Source organism: Alcaligenes sp. AB3, assembly GCF_031844565.1.
Classification (GTDB): Bacteria; Pseudomonadota; Gammaproteobacteria; order Burkholderiales; family Burkholderiaceae_B; genus Alcaligenes; species Alcaligenes faecalis.
The window spans coordinates 40,228-56,137 of record NZ_JAUZVM010000001.1 but is presented as its reverse complement, the minus strand read 5'-3'; the positions used below and the strand labels follow the sequence as shown (position 1 = coordinate 56,137).

Genomic DNA, 15,910 nt, shown 5'->3' with positions numbered 1-15,910 from the left:
TCCGATGTTGATTGATATGACACGCATTACCGCATGTGAAACCAGTGCCCTGGCCGATGGCGAGGCACTGAAGATAGACACTCCCGACCGCCAGATTGCCCTGTTCAATATTGATGGCACCTTCTATGCGACTGACGACCGTTGCACTCATGGCAACGCGTCCATGTCCGAAGGCTATATCGAGGACGACGGCACCGTGGAGTGCCCGCTGCACGCTGCCCGTTTCTGTCTGAAAACGGGCGCTGCCCTGTGCCAGCCCGCGACCGAGGCACTACGCACCTATCCGGTGATCATCAGCGAAGGCATGGTCTATATCGATCTGGAGGCCCAGGCATGAATGGCTGGCTGCAAAACGAAGTCGCCCTGATTACCGGCGGCGGTTCAGGCCTGGGTCTGGCATTGGTAGAGCGCTTTCTAAAGGAAGGCGCATCCGTAGCTGTGCTGGAACGCTCGGCAGAAAAATGTACCGATCTGGAACAGAAATTCGACGGCCAGGTGCTGGCCATCCAGGGTGATGTGTGCAGCGCAGCCGACAACCAGAACGCCGTGGCGGCCACGGTGGCCCGCTTTGGCAAGCTGGACTGCTTTATTGGCAATGCTGCGGTCTGGGACCATGGTGCACGGCTGATCAACACCAGCATGGAGCAGTTGGACAAAGGCTTTGACGAGCTGTTTGCCATCAATGTCAAAGGCTATCTGCTCGGTGCCAAGGCCGCCGCCGCCGAACTGGTCAAATCCTGCGGCAGCATGATTTTCACCTTGAGCAATTCGGCCTTTTACGCCGAAGGCGGTGGCCCGCTTTATACCGCCAGCAAACATGCCGCGGTCGGTCTGATTCGCGAACTGGCTTTTGAGCTGGCGCCTAAAGTCCGTGTCAACGGCGTGGGGCCTTGCGGCATGAAAACCGATTTGCGAGGCCCGCAAGCCTTGGGGCAGCAAGATACGCGCATCATGGATTCGCGTTCACCAGATGCCATCAAAGCGATCCTGCCCCTGCAATTCTTTCCCGAACCTGAAGAATTTACCGGCCCCTTTGTGCTGCTGGCCTCGCGCCAGAACAACCAGACTCTGACCGGCGTCATGATCAATGCCGACGCAGGTCTGGGAATACGCGGCATACGCAATGTGGCCGGTGGACTGGAGCTGTGATGCAGACACCTCATATCGTGATTATTGGTGGGGGACAGGCCGGTGCCACGGCTGCCGCTGAACTGCGCCGCCGTGACTTTGCCGGACAGATTACCCTGGTCGGAGAGGAACCCCACCTGCCTTACGAACGTCCGCCCCTGTCCAAAGACGCCTTGCTGGACCCCGACAATGTGCAGCTGAACCTGCATCCAGCCAGCTTTTACAACGAGCAGAACATCAGCCTGAAATTGGGTATCCGTGCCGAAGCGATTGACGCTCAACAAGGCTGCGTCACGCTGTCCAACGGCGAAACCCTGCGATACGACAGCCTCTTGCTGGCAACGGGCGCGCAAGCGCGACGCTTGCCCGAACTGGACGCGCTGGGCTCGGTATCGCATGTGCTGCGTACCCTGGACGATGCCAACCGCATCCGCGCCCAGCTCAAACCCGGCAGTCATGTGCTGGTGGTCGGTGCCGGTGTCATCGGCCTGGAACTGGCATCCAGCCTGGTCGCTTTGGGTGCCACAGTGGAACTGATCGATCCGGCCAGCCGCATTATGTGGCGCAACGCGCCGGAAATCCTCAGCCAGTATCTGCAAACCGTGCATGAAGCTCGCGGCGTGCGCTTTCACCTGGGTACACAGGTCAGCAAGGCCCGCCTGGACGAAGAACAGAAAGTGGCGCTGACACTGAGCAATGGCCAGCAACTGCAAGGTGATCTGCTGATTTACGGTGTCGGTGTGACCATTGATACCCGTTTGGCCGATAGCGCCGGACTGCACACCGAACAGGGTGCGATTGTGATTGATGAGCACGGCCGCAGTTCCCAGCCTGCCATTTATGCCGCCGGTGATACCACCGTGCAAATTGGTCTGGATGGCCGCTGGCAACGACAGGAAACCTGGGAGAACGCCAACCGTCAGGCCTGCATGGCTGTTTGCCACATGCTGAATCAGGAACCTGTCCAAGCCTGCCCGGCCTGGTTCTGGACAGACCAATGCGATCTGAACATTCAATTCGCCGCAGACATGACCGCTGCCCATTGGATCTTGCGCGGCAAGCTGGACACGCCTCCCTTTGTCCTGATTGGTCTGGACCCTGAAGGGGCCATTTGCGGTGCCATCACCGTCAATCAGGGCCGCGATATGCGCCCGCTTAAAGAGCTGATTGAACACCGGGCCGTCCTGCCGCTGGAGGTATGGAACGACACTGCCCAGAACCTGCGCAATCTGGCCAAACAAGTCGCGCAGACAACAAACAGCCAAACCGCTGCCTTGGCTGGCGAAGCAGCGGCACCCGTACACCCATAATCAGAATCAGGAGACTGACATGCTGGCACACCTGGAGTGTCTTTCACACACGCCTTTGCTGGGGCATCACGATCCGGCACAAAACGTACTGGACGAGGTCTTTGCAGTACAGAAAGCCGCCCGCGAACGCATTGCGGCATTCAAACCTGACCTGATCGTGCTGTTCACCCCCGATCACTTCAACGGCTTTTTCTACAACGTCATGCCCAGCTTTTGCATCGGCACCGGCGCGCATGCCATTGGCGATTTTGACAGCCTGGCCGGACGCCTGGACGTGCCCTTCGAGCTGGCCACGCAATGTGCTACCCATGTGATCAATAGCGGTGTGGACGTCGCCATTTCACACGATATGCAGCTGGATCATGGTGCTGCCTATCCGCTGGAGCACCTGGTGGGCAGTCTGGACCAGTACCCGGTTATTCCAGTTTTCATCAACTCGGTTGCCGCCCCCTTGCCAACCTTCAAGCGTGCCCGTTTGCTGGGCGAGGCCATCGGCCAATGGGCCCGCTCCACTGGCAAGCGCGTGCTCTGGATCGGTTCGGGCGGCTTGTCGCATCAACCTCCTGTCCCCGTCTACGCCGAAGCCCCCGATGCCGTACGACGCTCGCTGGACGGCGAAGGCTACACACTGTCGCCCGAAGCCCGTGCCGCCCGCACACAACGCACGATTGATGCTGGCAAAGCTTTCACCCAGGACCCTTCTGTTCTGCATCCGCTCAACCCCGAATGGGACCAGAACTTTCTGGATCTGCTGCAAACGCAGGGCTATGCCCAGCTCGATGAGGTCGCCAACGACGACGTGTCCGCCCTGGCAGGCCGCAGCGCCCACGAAGTCAAAACCTGGGTAGCCGCCTTTGCCGGGCTGTCGGCCTATGGCCCGTACGAAGCAGGCCATCGCTACTACCGCGAAATTCCCGAGTGGATTGCCGGTTTTGGTGGCTTGTCCGCCCATCCCAGCAAGAACTGAAATCCACCACAACAAAACATCAGGAGATTGTCATGAGTCTGAATGAATCTGATTACAGCCGTTTCGCGACCGTGGTCGAGGAAGGCAAGGAACTACGCATCCACTACAACGATCTGGGTCAGGGCGAACAGACGGTTGTCATGCTGCACGGCTCCGGCCCCGGTGCCACCGGTTGGGCCAACTTCAATCGCAATATTGAACCGCTGACCCAGGCCGGTTACCGCGTCCTGCTGATCGACTGTCCTGGCTGGGGCAAGAGCGATTCCATCGTCAACAGCGGTTCACGCTCCGACCTGAACGCCCGTGTGGTGAAAAGCATTATTGACCAGCTGGGCATAGAAAAAATCCACATGCTGGGCAATTCCATGGGCGGCCATAGCTCGGTTGCCTTTGCCCTGACCTGGCCCGAGCGCGTGGCCAAGCTGGTTCTGATGGGTGGCGGCACAGGTGGCATGAGCCTGTTTACCCCCATGCCCAGCGAAGGCATCAAGCTGCTGAACGGTCTGTACCGCGAACCCACGCTGGAAAACCTGAAGCGCTTTAACAATGTGTTCGTATTCGACGCCAGCGTGCTGACCGAAGAGCTGCTGCAAGCCCGTCTGAACAATATGCTCAGCCGCAAGGACCACCTGGAAAACTTCCTGACGTCCCTGGAAGCCAATCCCCGCCAGTTCCCCGATTTCAGCCCACGTCTGCCCGGCATTACCGCCCCTACCCTGATCATCTGGGGCCGTCAGGACCGGGTTGTGCCTTTCGATACCGGCCTGCGTCTGCTGGCTGGCATTCCCAACTCCGAGCTGCATGTCTACAACCAGTGCGGTCACTGGGCGCAGTGGGAACATGCCGAGAAATTCAACCAGCTGGTTCTAGACTTCCTGGAGCGTTGAGATGAACAAGGCATCCAGCGATCTGCTCGATACCCTGGCCAGCCGTCTGCGCCAGGCCGAGAGCAGCAATCAGGCCATAGACCCGATTCGCAGCCTGATTGGTGAAGACAATGCCGAGGCGGCCTACACCATCCAGCGCATCAATATTGCCCGTGGGCTTGCCCAAGGCCGTCGCCTGACAGGCCGCAAGATTGGCCTGACCAACCCAAAGGTCCAGCAGCAACTGGGCGTGTCGCAACCCGACTTTGGCGCGCTGTTTGCCGACATGGCCTATGGCGATGGCGAAACCGTCCCTGTCGAGCGTGTCCTGCAACCCAAGATTGAAGCCGAAATTGCCCTGGTGCTGGAGCGCGACCTGCCCCATGCCGACACCAGCTTTGGCGATGTCGCCGCAGCAGTGGGCTGGGTCATGCCCTCTTTGGAGATCGTGGGCAGCCGCATTGCCAACTGGGATATCCGCTTTGTGGATACCGTGGCCGACAACGCCTCCAGCGGCCTGTACGTGCTGGGCGGCCCTGCTCGTCGCCTGGACGGCCTGGACCTGCGCAATGCCCGCATGAGCCTGCATCGCAATGGGGAACTGGCCTCCAGTGGCAGCGGTGCCGAATGCCTGGGCCACCCCTTTAATGCCGCCGCCTGGCTGGCCCGCACCATGGCCAAACTGGGCGAACCGCTACGGGCCGGCGATCTGATTCTGACCGGTGCACTAGGCCCGATGGCACCCGTTGCTCCCGGTGATCACTGTGAAGCCGTGATCGAAGGCATAGGCTCGGTATCCGTCACCTTCAGCGCAGGCTAAGTCCTCTTTGTACGGAGTAACACACATGACAAACCCCAACGGCATTGCCGTCGCCATCATAGGCTCGGGCAATATCGGCACCGACCTGATGATCAAGGTGATGCGCCAAAGCAAACACCTGAAAATGGGCGCGATGGTCGGCATCGACCCGGCCTCCGATGGTCTGGCCCGTGCGGCCCGCCTTGGCGTGCCCACCACCCATGAAGGACTGGATGGGCTGTTGAAGCTGCCCAACTTCAAGGACATTCGCATTGTGTTTGATGCGACCAGCGCCGGAGCCCACGCCCGTCACAATGCCGTCCTGCAAGAGCATGGCATCCAGGTCATTGACCTGACTCCTGCGGCTATCGGCCCCTACACCATCCCGGTCGTGAACCTGGACGACAATCTGGACGCACCCAACATCAATATGGTCACCTGCGGCGGACAGGCCACCGTCCCTATCATTGCGGCGGTCTCGCAGGTCACCCCCGTGCACTACGCCGAGATCATTGCCTCGATCTCGTCCAAATCCGCCGGTCCGGGCACCCGCGCCAATATTGACGAGTTTACTGAGACCACCAGCAAAGCCATGCAAGTCGTGGGCGGTGCCACCGTGGGCAAGGCCATCATTGTGCTCAACCCGGCCGAGCCGCCTTTGCTGATGCGCGATACCGTCTACACCCTCAGCGATCCGGGCCAGGAAGCGGAAATCGAGCAGTCCATCCAGCGCATGGCCGACAAGGTGCAGGCCTACGTGCCCGGCTATCGCCTCAAGCAAAAAGTGCAGTTCGATGTGGTCCCCGAGGACAAGCCCATCAATGTGCCCGGTCTGGGATGGCGCTCCGGCCTGAAAACCTCGGTGTTTATCGAGGTGGAAGGCGCCGCACACTATCTGCCTGCCTATGCTGGCAACCTGGACATCATGACCAGTGCCGCGCTGGCCTGCGCCGAGCGTCTGGCCCAAACCCGCCTGCTGACGCAAACCGCATGACACGCAAGGACATCACAATGGCACACGATCCCAACAAGACGCTCTTTATTTCCGACGTGACCCTGCGCGACGGCAGCCACGCGGTACGACATCAATACAGCCTGCAAAACGCCATGGATATTGCCCGTGCCCTGGATCAGGCCAAGGTCGATTCCATCGAGGTGGCCCACGGCGACGGGCTGTGTGGCTCCAGCTTCAACTACGGTTTTGGCGCACACACCGACCTGGAATGGATTGAGGCCGTGGCCTCGGTCATTACTCATGCCAGGATTGCCACCTTGCTGCTGCCAGGCATTGGCACCATCCACGATCTGAAAGCCGCTTATGACGCCGGTGCCCGCATTGTGCGGGTGGCCACGCACTGTACCGAGGCCGACGTCAGCAAGCAGTACATCGAATATGCCCGCAATCTGGGCATGGATACGGTGGGCTTTCTGATGATGAGCCACATGACCACGCCTCAACATTTGGCTGAACAAGCCAAGCTGATGGAAAGCTACGGGGCGACCTGCTGCTATGTGGTCGACTCGGGCGGGGCCTTGAACATGAATGATGTGCGCGACCGTTTCCGCGCCTTCAAGGATGTGCTCAAGCCCGAAACCGAAACCGGCATTCACGCCCACCACAACCTATCCCTGGGTGTGGCCAACAGCATTGTGGCCGTGGAAGAAGGCTGCGACCGCATCGATGCCAGCCTGGCGGGCATGGGTGCTGGAGCCGGCAATGCTCCGCTGGAAGTGTTTATTGCTGCCGCCGCACGCATGGGCTGGAACCATGGCACGGATCTGTACACCCTGATGGATGCAGCGGACGATATTGTGCGCCCCTTGCAGGATCGCCCGGTGCGCGTAGACCGCGAAACCCTGGCCCTGGGCTACGCAGGCGTCTACAGCAGCTTCTTGCGTCACAGCGAAGTGGCCGCCCAGAAATACGGTCTGAAAACCGTGGACATTCTGGTCGAACTGGGCAAGCGCCGCATGGTGGGCGGCCAGGAAGACATGATCGTGGACGTGGCTCTGGACTTGCTGCAACGACAAGCCGCGACGGCCTGATTCCAAAAATTCAAAAAAAGCTCTACCCCGACTCACCGCCGCTTTAGCGCGCGGTGAGCGAATCTCTGCGCCCTGAATTCGGGGCGGGCAGGTCGCAGAAGCAATAAAAAAACGTCCCGGTCAACCGAGGAGACATTGCAATGACACAAACCCACGGCCGCAGACACGCGGTCATTACCGTGGCGATCTGCTTTCTGATCGCTGTTATCGAAGGCATGGATATTCAGGCTGCTGGCATTGCCGTTAAAGGCGTGGCAGCGGAGTTTGGTCTGGATAAAACCTATCAGGGCTATTTTCTAAGTGCAGGCATTCTGGGTCTGCTGCCCGGTTCACTGATGGGCGGGCGCTGGGCAGATAAATACGGTCGCAAGGCCGTGCTGATTGCCTCGGTTGCCATCTTTGCCCTGTTTACCTTGTTCACCGCCTGGGTCAACAGCCTGGCCATTCTGTTGATGGTGCGCTTTCTGGCTGGTGCTGGGCTGGGCGCAGCCATGCCCAACCTGATCACTCTGGCCGCCGAGTCGGTCAAGCCAGAACATCGTGCCCGCGCTGTAGGCATGATGTATGCGGGCATGCCTGTAGGTGCAGCCATCCTGTCACTGGTGGCCGCCTCCAACTTTGGCGAGAACTGGAAAAACATCTTCTACCTGGGCGGCTTGCTGCCCCTGCTCGTCATTCCTGTCATGGTGTGGTTCTTGCCCGAATCACGCGAGTTTCTGCAGGCACGCCAGAGCCAGGACATCGTCCAGGGACGCTTCCAGGATCTGTTCAGAAATGGATTGGCCACCCGTACCCTGCTCTTGTGGGTCAGCTACTTCTTCACGCTGATGGTGGTGTATCTGATGCTGAGCTGGTTGCCTTCCCTGTTCCAGGAACTGGGCTTTAGCCGCAAGCAAGGCAGCACTGCGCAATTCTGGTTCATGGTCAGCGCAACCGTGGGCACCGTCTTGCTGGGCTATCTGACAGACCGCTGGAAGAAGGCCCTGGTCATTGCGCTGATGTACGGCGGTATTCTGGCTGGCTTGTTAAGCCTGAACGGCGCGGCGGGCCTGGAGCAGATGTATTGGGCCGCAGCCCTGACGGGTGCATTTGTGATCGGTTGCCAGGGTGTGTTGTATGCCTTTGGCGGTATTGTTTACCCCACGGCCGTACGCGCCACTGGCGTTGGCACAGCCGCAGCCGTTGGCCGCATTGGCGCGACTCTGGGCCCAACCATTGCAGGTATGTTGCTCAGCCAGGGATACGGTGCCGCGGGCGTCATCAGTTCGGCTATTCCCTGCATCGTTGTTTCGGCCTTGTGCATGCTGCTGGTGGTGCGTCAGATCCATCAAGGACAAACACAATCATCAGACCGCCCAGGCTTGCCAGTTGCGACGAAGGCCTGAACGCAAGCCATTGTGCGGATCGGCCTTCCAGTCCGCTCACACACGATGCCCCTTGCCCTGCTTGCTCACTAATACGCCAAGAGCAAGTGCATAAGCACAGACGCGCCTCTCGGCGCGTCTGTGCTTGTCTGTTGTCATCTGCTGTTTTCAGCAAGCCCAATCCTGCGTATCTCATCCATTACGCTAGCAATCCTCAATGAGAATGAAAACAAGAATAAGGAATGACGAGATACAATGGCCGGCTGCTATTTCGCAGCCGATTTTTTATGGTCAGGCATGACGCTGCAGCGGAAAACAATAAAATGCCTGGCCCTGTACGGAAACACGGACGATGGACACAGTACTACTTCTTCTGGCCGCCGCCATTGCCTTGCACTTTGTGCGAGCACGGTATCAGCGCGGGCGCATTATCTTGCTGGGTCGCCACTTGAGCAGCTTCCAGCTGGAGCGCCATATGGAAACGCTGACAGAAGGCTATACCCGCGCGATTGGCGAGCAGGACCCGTCACGCCAACTGCAGGTGCTGGAGATGTTTGCCCAGACCGAAAACGCAGTCGCCACGCAGATTCAATCCCTGGCCGATCTGCTGCAAAAGGAACCGGCTGAAAGCACCCGAGTGGGCATGCTGCCCTTCTGTGTGCCCTACGCAGAACGTATCATCCCGTCAATGACACGGGATTTCCGCCAGCTCTTGCAAATTCATGCCGGCGGGCTACGCCATATGGTGGACAACCCGCAGCAACTGGACCCCAAGAGCCGGGCCTTTCATCTGTCCGCAGAGCTGTACCTGTTTCAACACAGCTGCCATTGGTTCTGCAAGTCCCGCACCGTGGCGGATGCGCGTTTGCTGGCGCGTCATAAAGTGGCGCATCAAAAGGTACTGGAGTCCGTTTCTGCCCAGACCCGCAATGCCTATTTGCGCTGGCAGGAAAGTCCAGCCAACCAGTAAAAAAAGGAGCCAGACTGGCTCCTTTTTTATTCCCTGGAATCAGGGGTACAGGATGACAAAAGTGGCAGCGGCCTCCAAAGTTCCTGGCCTGATGTCTGCCTCGATTTTATTAGGAAGACGTACGTACTGGGCGGTGAAGCCGGTAAACGATGTTTCAAATCGTAAGATTCCGGGCGCCGTGCAGGTCTAGGAATAATCCGAAAAACCTGCTGGCAAACCATCCATGCAGGGTAAACATGGAGGCTCGGTCCGCGGCCAAAGGCCCGCCAAGCCTGTGTGCACTGCCGTCATCCCAAGCGCTGGAAAACCCTAGTATTTTTCAGAAGGCATATTTTGTAGATTAATTAGGCAGACAACTTTGTCTGCCAAAACAGATGCATGCGCTGCCAAAGTTGCCAGCGACATGCAGGCAATAAAGCCTCACTCCCTGTCACCAGGGGTGGGGCTTTTTTTGTGCGCGCGATTTATGCATGCCTGTTTTATGACCACCACAAGGAGAAGACAAATGACGGTAAGTGTGAAAGACGCCTTGGCGGCGAAAGGGATACATCCCAGCCCCGAGCACCTGGAGAACCTGGAAGTCAAATGGCGCGAAATCCAGGCCATGAAAGGCAATCTGGAAGGCATCGCCATTGACGATGCCGACGTAGCAATCAAACACCTGGCCGGAGGCGACCACCATGAATAAAGACCTGCTTGAACTGAGCGTCATCGATCTGGCCGACAAGCTGCGCAGCAAAGCCGTCTCCCCCGTTGAAGTGACCGACAACCTGCTGAGCTACATCGAGCAATCCAACAAGCAAACCAACGCCTACATTTCTGTTACCGCTGAGCAGGCCCGCAAAAGCGCCAAACAAGCGGAACAGGACATCATGGCCGGAAAGTACAAAGGCGTTTTCCACGGTGTTCCGCTGGCCCTGAAAGACAATATTTACTTTGCGAACGAGGTCACCACCATGGCCTCCAAAATCCACAAGGACTTTGTCTCCAAAGATGACGCCACCGTGGCTACCAAGCTGCGCGATGCCGGGGTGATCTTCACCGGCAAGCTGAACATGCACGAATACGCCTGGGGTATCGACAACAACAACCCACACTTTGGCGCCGTCCATAATCCCTGGAATGCCGACCGCGTCCCCGGTGGCTCCAGCGGTGGATCGGGTGCAGCGGTGGCCTCCCACAGCTCCTACAACACCCTGGGCACCGACACGGCCGGTTCCATCCGTATCCCATCGGCCGCATGCGGCATCGTCGGCCTGAAACCCACCCATGGCCGCGTCAGCAAATTCGGCGTCTACCCCCTGGCCTGGACCCTGGACCACGTAGGCCCCATGTCCAAGACCGTCGCTGACGCCGCCGCCATGCTGGAAGTGATCGCCGGCTTTGATGGCCGCGACCCCACATGCGCCAACGTTCCCGTCGGTTCCTACCTGAGCGCACTGAATGGCAACGTTAAAGGACTGCGCATCGGCATCATCGAAGACTACTTCTTCAAGAACGTGGACGCCGGAATCGAAAAAGTAATCCGCGACCGCCTGGCCGACCTGGAAAAACAGGGCGCCAAAATCATCCCGCTGAAAGTCCCCGCCCTGCGCTACTCCGAATGGGCCGAGCTGGCCGTCAGCTTGACCGAAGCTGCCACCATCCACCACCAGGACCTGATCAAACGCCCCGACGACTTCGGCGGCGACATCCGCTTCCTGTTTGAGCTGGGAGAACTGTTCAGCGGCATCGACTACCTGCAAGCCCAGCAAGTACGCCGTGCACTGAAACAGCAATTTACCGCCACCTTCAACGACGTAGACGTCATCATCGCCCCCACCCTGCCTTGCCAGGTACCCAATATCGGCACCGATACCGTCAACATCAACGGCAAAACCCTGGACTTCATCGACGAAGGCATCCGCTTTACCGGCCCCAGCAACCTGACCGGCCTGCCCGCCGTCACCGTGCCAGCCGGCATCTCCGAAGGCATGCCCGTAGGCCTGCAAATCATCGGCCCCGCCTTTGAAGAAGCTCGCATTCTGAACGTAGCCTACGCCGTGGAAAACATGAAACCACTGGCAGGACACCACCCCGTCCTGAAACCGTAAGCTAAACTAAGCCCCACAGGAACAAGCCCCTGTCTGCTGTTAGCGGACAGGGGCTTTCTTTAGAAAAGCGGAGAAAAGAAGCAATCTCTACAGCTCGGACCCCGCTACCGAAAACAACAAAAATACAGCTCTGATCTATCGTCATCTTTCAGCATCCCACGCTGAACGCCAAACACGTCAGGCGACTCCTTGCCTGCTCAGTCACTTAAGTGGACTCAGACAGTTTGACCCCACACGAACTGGCCCGATACCCCACACCCGACCAAACCAAGCAAAGACAAAGACCAAGACAAGCAATCCCCAACCAGGCCAAAGCCAAAGCCAAAGCCAAAGCCAAAGCCATCAAAATCGTAAACACAGAGGGACTCTATGTTCTTTCAATAAGCCATTCGGGTTCGCCCCAGGGCTGAGCGGCGAGTCAGAGTTCTTGCCGCGGGCGATTGCGGGATACGGGGTGCAAGCGCCCTTCTGTTCGCGCCCGACGCTTGTGATGTGTCCGGGGGACACATCACCGGGCAAGTTAAGGGCGCGCCCGTATCCTGCCATTGCCAAGGGGACCGACGCGCAGCGTCGGCAAGGACTCAGCCGCTCAGCCCTGGGGCGAACCCGAATGGCGTCTTTCAGAACGAGCCCCCTGCTACCCGCCCGAGGCGTATCAGACAAGAAAGCAATCTAAACCGAGCAAAGCAAAACGAAGCCAAGTCAATCAGCGCAACCTTTTACACCCACCCCAAACAAGGCATCACCTCCTGAGTCAAATGCGCCACATTCAAGCGCATCCTGTCCTTGAAATCCTTGTCTACCGCAAACGACGATCCCGGCATCAGCAAGATCCCCTGCTGCTCCAGCCTCTCTATATAAGCCGTCAAATCCGGCATATCCGGATGCCCGACCCACAAGAACATCCCGCCCTGCGCCGGCACATCAAATACCCAACCGTATTCCATCAGCGCTTTCTGCGCAATTTGCTGATGCGTCATCAATTGCCGCTGAATCGCCTGCGTATGTTTCGCATACGTGCCATCCGCCAGAATCGTATTGACGAAACGCTCGCAAAATCCCGGCACGGCCACACTGGTCAAGAGCTTTAGCCGAATCAAGGGCTCCAGCAACTGCATCCCACAGGCGATATAGCCAATCCGCAAGGAGGCCGACAAGGACTTGGAAAAACTGCCTATATAAACCACATGCTCCAAATCCCCCAGCCCCGCAAACGTCTGCCGCACGCCAGGGAAAAAATCCCCGTACACATCATCCTCAACAATCAGGAAATCGTGCTCCACCGCCAGCTTGACCACGGCAAAGGCCACCTTGGGACTCAAACCCGCCCCGGTCGGATTATGAAAGGTGCTATTGCAGAAAAAAGCCCGCACCTTGTGCCTGCCCAAAATCTGCGCCAAAGCCCCTACATCCGGCCCATCCGCCAGACGCGGCACCCCGATCGGCACGCCCCCACACAAGCGAATCAACTTGATCAAATTGCCATTACAGGGTTCATCCACCAAAACATGGTCGCCCGGAACAATCACAGTCCGCGCAATCAGATCCAGCGCTTGGGTCGCCCCCAGAGTCGTCACAATCTGCTGAGGAGAGACCTCGATCAAGGTCGATTGCCGCAGCAACATGGACAGTTGCTTGCGCAAGGGCAGATAGCCCTGAATATCGCCATACTCCACCAGACCACTGCGCCCCGAACGCGCCGTCTTGCGTATGGCCTTGGCCAAGGCATCCGTGTCCCGCCAAGGAACAGGCAACCAACCGCAGCCCAACTTGCACTGCTCGGGCTTGGCCTGCAAGATTTTGAGCAAGGGGTCCGTCGTCACCTCGGACGGGGACAAGGGCAAATGCTCCCCCAAACCCGACCAGCGCGCCACAAAATAACCGCGACCTTGCAAAGCCTCCAGCATCCCCTCGCCAACCAGACGGGTGTAAGCACTGACCACGGTGTGATGGCTCAAGTTCTCTGTCGCCATCATCTTGCGAATGGAAGGCAGTTGCTGCCCCACCGCCCATTCAGCCTGAAGAATGGCTTTCTTCAGACGTTCGTAAAAATCCATGCTGCCCGCCTCCAGTCACTGTTAGAAAAAATTAACTAACAGTTTTCAGGATAGTACACCGACTGTTCGAGACAAGGGCGTCGTGACACTCCAAAATCGTCCCGACTGCTTTTCATTTGCTGTGTTTGCATTGCCCTGCTCTCAACAACAAGGCTTGTATTCGCGCAACCTTCCACCCAAGCTTCATCACCGTGTAGCACCATGACAGCCACCCGCCTGCCGTTTCGAACCTACCTTTATTTCCTGGCCCAATCCATCAACCTGACCACCGCCGTCATGTCCGTCACCATGGCGGCCCTGGTCGGTGGCAGTCTAGCTCCCGAACCGTGGCTATCCACCGTGCCCTACGGTTTTCAGTTCCTGTTTGTGATGCTGTTCACACTGCCGGCCTCCAGGCTGATGGCCGCCATAGGCCGGAAAAAATCCTTTTTGCTGGCCAGCCTGCCCTTGGCCGCCTCGGGTGTGGTCGGTTACTGGGCAATCGAACTGAAACAGTTTTCCTGGCTGGTGGCATCGCATGCCTTGCTGGGCATTTACATTGCCTTTGCCAACTTCAACCGCTTTGCCGCTACCGACGGACTTGGCAGCACGCTCAAACCGCGTGCTATCTCCCTGGTGGTAGCCGGAGGGGTAATTGCCGCCGTAACAGGCCCCTTGCTGATACGGAGTTTGAAAACCAGCAGTTTCGGGCCCGAGTTCGCCGCCTGCTACGCCGCCTTCACCTTGTTAGCACTGGTCTCGTTCATCCTGAATCTGTGCATCAAGGAAGTGCGGCCAGCTCGGCCTGCGGCGCGCCAGAAAACCAATCGTGGCCAGACCTTGGGCCTGGTGCTGCATAACAAGACGCTGGCTATTGCCATCTGCATCGCCGCGATTGGCTACGGCATCATGAACTTGCTGATGATTCAGGCGTCCATGCACATGTCTCATCTTCATGTGCATTTTTCAGACATCAGCACCGCGATTCAATGGCATGTGCTGGCCATGTTCGCCCCTTCTTTCTTTACCGGCATTCTGATCCAGAAATTTGGCCTGAAAACCATTGCCATCACCGGCATCCTGCTTTTGCTCGTGAGCAGCTTGGTCAATATTGTTGGTCACAGCTACACGATGCTCACCCTTTCGCTATTGATTCTGGGCTTAGGCTGGAACTTCACCTATGTGGGTGGCAGCGCCTTGCTGACGGAATCCCTCGAAGGCAAACCGCAATTTTTGGAGGTACAGGGCTTGAATGATCTGGGTGTATCCATCTGCGCCACACTGGGGGCGTTCGCACCGGCCTTTCTGTTCAGCTTTGCAGGCTGGAGCGGTACCAATATTCTGTCCGCTATTATCTGCCTGGCACTGTTGATCATGGCCGTGCTGTATATCCAGCCCCAGAAAGTTAATGAAGCCTAGAGCTGGACTCGTACGATCAAAACCATTGGCGTGAAATAAGAAGATGCCGGTATTCGCATAAAAATCGAGCACAGGCATCAGAACTTCTTTAAGCACAAACCTGCGGGGGTGGCTTCAACCATCAAATCAACAAAGCCACCTCCACAATCGCTTACTTGGCGGTATAGCCCCCATCGGCTACCAGGCACGCACCTGTCATGAAGCTGGCCCCTTCCGAGAGCAGAAAGGCGATGGTATGAGCAATCTCGTCAGAATGCCCCAGACGACCAATCGGATGCTGAGTCACCAGATCAGCACGCGCAGCCTCGTCGTAGTCGGACAGGATGGGCGTATCCACATAGCCGGGGTGAATCGTATTGATGCGTAGGCCCTTGGAGGAATACTCCAGCGCCGCCGCACGACTCAAACCGACCACTCCATGCTTGGCTGCGTTGTAACCGGGCAAGCGCGCATTGGAGACCAGCCCCATGATGGACGACATATTCACAACCGCCCCACCACCGGCCGCCAAAATCGCCGGAATCTGATAGCGCAAACCGTAAGCCACACCATTCAGATTGGTATCAATCAGGCTGTGCCAATCGTCCAGATCCAGCTCGCCAACGGGCTTGGAACCACCCAGAATGCCTGCATTATTCACCGCAAAATGCAGGGCACCGAAGTTCTCGATGGCGCAATCAACCAGTTCCTTCACCTGATCCGGCTTAGTCACGTCCGTTACTTTCGCAACGGCCTTGCCACCGGCTTTTTCAATATCCTTGACCACCTCGTCCAGCGCACTTCGATTTCGACCCGATACCACCACAGACAAGCCATTCGCAGCCAGCAAGCGGGCTGTTGCAGCACCAATACCCGAGGTAGCGCCGGTAACCAGCGCAGAGTGACCAGAGAATGAATACTTCATCGTGGAAC

15 protein-coding genes are annotated in these 15,910 nt (G+C 57.9%); 13 read left to right on the top strand and 2 right to left on the bottom strand.

Annotated elements, in window-relative coordinates:
- The first annotated feature begins 16 nt into the window (after positions 1-16).
- The 12 genes from hcaC (at position 17) to Q9R35_RS00175 (ending at position 11,543) form a co-directional block, all read left to right on the top strand.
- Positions 17-337, top strand: a complete 321-nt coding sequence (hcaC, locus tag Q9R35_RS00230; protein ID WP_311219154.1) for a 3-phenylpropionate/cinnamic acid dioxygenase ferredoxin subunit — start codon at positions 17-19, stop codon at positions 335-337.
- The gene (gene hcaB / locus Q9R35_RS00225) at positions 334-1,149 is read left to right on the top strand and encodes a 3-phenylpropionate-dihydrodiol/cinnamic acid-dihydrodiol dehydrogenase (protein WP_311219153.1); all 816 of its coding nucleotides are present in this window, start codon (positions 334-336) and stop codon (positions 1,147-1,149) included. The genes hcaC and hcaB overlap by 4 nt, the downstream gene beginning before the upstream one ends.
- Positions 1,149-2,438 (top strand): 3-phenylpropionate/cinnamic acid dioxygenase ferredoxin--NAD(+) reductase subunit, encoded by a 1,290-nt coding sequence (gene hcaD / locus Q9R35_RS00220; RefSeq protein ID WP_311219152.1) that lies wholly within the window; start codon positions 1,149-1,151, stop codon positions 2,436-2,438. Before hcaB ends, hcaD begins: the two co-directional genes overlap by 1 nt.
- A gap of 19 nt (positions 2,439-2,457) precedes the next feature.
- On the top strand, positions 2,458-3,405 hold the full coding sequence (locus tag Q9R35_RS00215) for a 3-carboxyethylcatechol 2,3-dioxygenase (RefSeq protein WP_063691172.1): 948 nt from the start codon (positions 2,458-2,460) through the stop codon (positions 3,403-3,405).
- A 32-nt stretch (positions 3,406-3,437) separates the two neighbouring features.
- Positions 3,438-4,292 carry an alpha/beta fold hydrolase gene (locus Q9R35_RS00210; protein ID WP_063691170.1) on the top strand — a complete coding sequence of 285 codons (855 nt, stop codon included), beginning with the start codon at positions 3,438-3,440 and terminating at the stop codon, positions 4,290-4,292.
- Position 4,293: 1 nt separating this feature from the next.
- Positions 4,294-5,091, top strand: coding sequence for a 2-keto-4-pentenoate hydratase (gene mhpD / locus Q9R35_RS00205; protein ID WP_042487224.1), 798 nt, complete (start codon positions 4,294-4,296; stop codon positions 5,089-5,091).
- A 25-nt stretch (positions 5,092-5,116) separates the two neighbouring features.
- Entirely contained in the window at positions 5,117-6,064 is a 948-nt protein-coding gene (locus tag Q9R35_RS00200; RefSeq protein WP_311219151.1) for an acetaldehyde dehydrogenase (acetylating), read from the top strand.
- A 17-nt stretch (positions 6,065-6,081) separates the two neighbouring features.
- Positions 6,082-7,116 carry a 4-hydroxy-2-oxovalerate aldolase gene (dmpG, locus tag Q9R35_RS00195; protein WP_311219150.1) on the top strand — a complete coding sequence of 345 codons (1,035 nt, stop codon included), beginning with the start codon at positions 6,082-6,084 and terminating at the stop codon, positions 7,114-7,116.
- 140 nt (positions 7,117-7,256) lie between these two features.
- Positions 7,257-8,501 carry a 3-(3-hydroxy-phenyl)propionate transporter MhpT gene (gene mhpT / locus Q9R35_RS00190; RefSeq protein ID WP_063691164.1) on the top strand — a complete coding sequence of 415 codons (1,245 nt, stop codon included), beginning with the start codon at positions 7,257-7,259 and terminating at the stop codon, positions 8,499-8,501.
- 331 nt (positions 8,502-8,832) lie between these two features.
- A complete protein-coding gene (locus Q9R35_RS00185; RefSeq protein ID WP_311219149.1) occupies positions 8,833-9,450 on the top strand; it encodes a hypothetical protein in 618 nt (205 codons plus the stop codon).
- A gap of 505 nt (positions 9,451-9,955) precedes the next feature.
- A complete protein-coding gene (locus Q9R35_RS00180; RefSeq protein WP_042487209.1) occupies positions 9,956-10,138 on the top strand; it encodes a hypothetical protein in 183 nt (60 codons plus the stop codon).
- Entirely contained in the window at positions 10,131-11,543 is a 1,413-nt protein-coding gene (locus tag Q9R35_RS00175; protein WP_222653557.1) for an amidase, read from the top strand. Before Q9R35_RS00180 ends, Q9R35_RS00175 begins: the two co-directional genes overlap by 8 nt.
- Positions 11,544-12,262: 719 nt before the next feature.
- On the opposite strand, the gene Q9R35_RS00170 is transcribed toward Q9R35_RS00175, so the two are convergent.
- Positions 12,263-13,600, bottom strand: a complete 1,338-nt coding sequence (locus Q9R35_RS00170) for a PLP-dependent aminotransferase family protein (RefSeq protein ID WP_063691155.1) — start codon at positions 13,598-13,600, stop codon at positions 12,263-12,265.
- A gap of 201 nt (positions 13,601-13,801) precedes the next feature.
- Here Q9R35_RS00170 and Q9R35_RS00165 point away from each other — a divergent pair, with 201 nt between their 5' ends.
- Positions 13,802-14,998: an MFS transporter gene (locus tag Q9R35_RS00165; protein ID WP_311219148.1), complete on the top strand. Its 1,197-nt coding sequence runs from the start codon at positions 13,802-13,804 to the stop codon at positions 14,996-14,998.
- Between the two features lie 151 nt (positions 14,999-15,149).
- Here Q9R35_RS00165 and Q9R35_RS00160 read toward each other — a convergent pair whose 3' ends face one another.
- Positions 15,150-15,902 (bottom strand): SDR family NAD(P)-dependent oxidoreductase, encoded by a 753-nt coding sequence (locus tag Q9R35_RS00160; protein ID WP_109088167.1) that lies wholly within the window; start codon positions 15,900-15,902, stop codon positions 15,150-15,152.
- Positions 15,903-15,910 lie beyond the last annotated feature (8 nt).

Bases quoted from the DNA above. Each gene is read 5' to 3' on its own strand.
- mhpT (WP_063691164.1), top strand. From the start codon at position 7,257: ATGACACAAACCCACGGCCGCAGACACGCGGTCATTACCGTGGCGATC.
- dmpG (WP_311219150.1), top strand. From the start codon at position 6,082: ATGGCACACGATCCCAACAAGACGCTCTTTATTTCCGACGTGACCCTG.
- Q9R35_RS00170 (WP_063691155.1), bottom strand. From the start codon at position 13,600: ATGGATTTTTACGAACGTCTGAAGAAAGCCATTCTTCAGGCTGAATGG.
- Q9R35_RS00160 (WP_109088167.1), bottom strand. From the start codon at position 15,902: ATGAAGTATTCATTCTCTGGTCACTCTGCGCTGGTTACCGGCGCTACC.
- Q9R35_RS00200 (WP_311219151.1), top strand. From the start codon at position 5,117: ATGACAAACCCCAACGGCATTGCCGTCGCCATCATAGGCTCGGGCAAT.
- Q9R35_RS00185 (WP_311219149.1), top strand. From the start codon at position 8,833: ATGGACACAGTACTACTTCTTCTGGCCGCCGCCATTGCCTTGCACTTT.
- mhpD (WP_042487224.1), top strand. From the start codon at position 4,294: ATGAACAAGGCATCCAGCGATCTGCTCGATACCCTGGCCAGCCGTCTG.
- hcaC (WP_311219154.1), top strand. From the start codon at position 17: ATGACACGCATTACCGCATGTGAAACCAGTGCCCTGGCCGATGGCGAG.
- Q9R35_RS00215 (WP_063691172.1), top strand. From the start codon at position 2,458: ATGCTGGCACACCTGGAGTGTCTTTCACACACGCCTTTGCTGGGGCAT.
- Q9R35_RS00175 (WP_222653557.1), top strand. From the start codon at position 10,131: ATGAATAAAGACCTGCTTGAACTGAGCGTCATCGATCTGGCCGACAAG.
- Q9R35_RS00165 (WP_311219148.1), top strand. From the start codon at position 13,802: ATGACAGCCACCCGCCTGCCGTTTCGAACCTACCTTTATTTCCTGGCC.
- Q9R35_RS00180 (WP_042487209.1), top strand. From the start codon at position 9,956: ATGACGGTAAGTGTGAAAGACGCCTTGGCGGCGAAAGGGATACATCCC.
- hcaB (WP_311219153.1), top strand. From the start codon at position 334: ATGAATGGCTGGCTGCAAAACGAAGTCGCCCTGATTACCGGCGGCGGT.
- hcaD (WP_311219152.1), top strand. From the start codon at position 1,149: ATGCAGACACCTCATATCGTGATTATTGGTGGGGGACAGGCCGGTGCC.
- Q9R35_RS00210 (WP_063691170.1), top strand. From the start codon at position 3,438: ATGAGTCTGAATGAATCTGATTACAGCCGTTTCGCGACCGTGGTCGAG.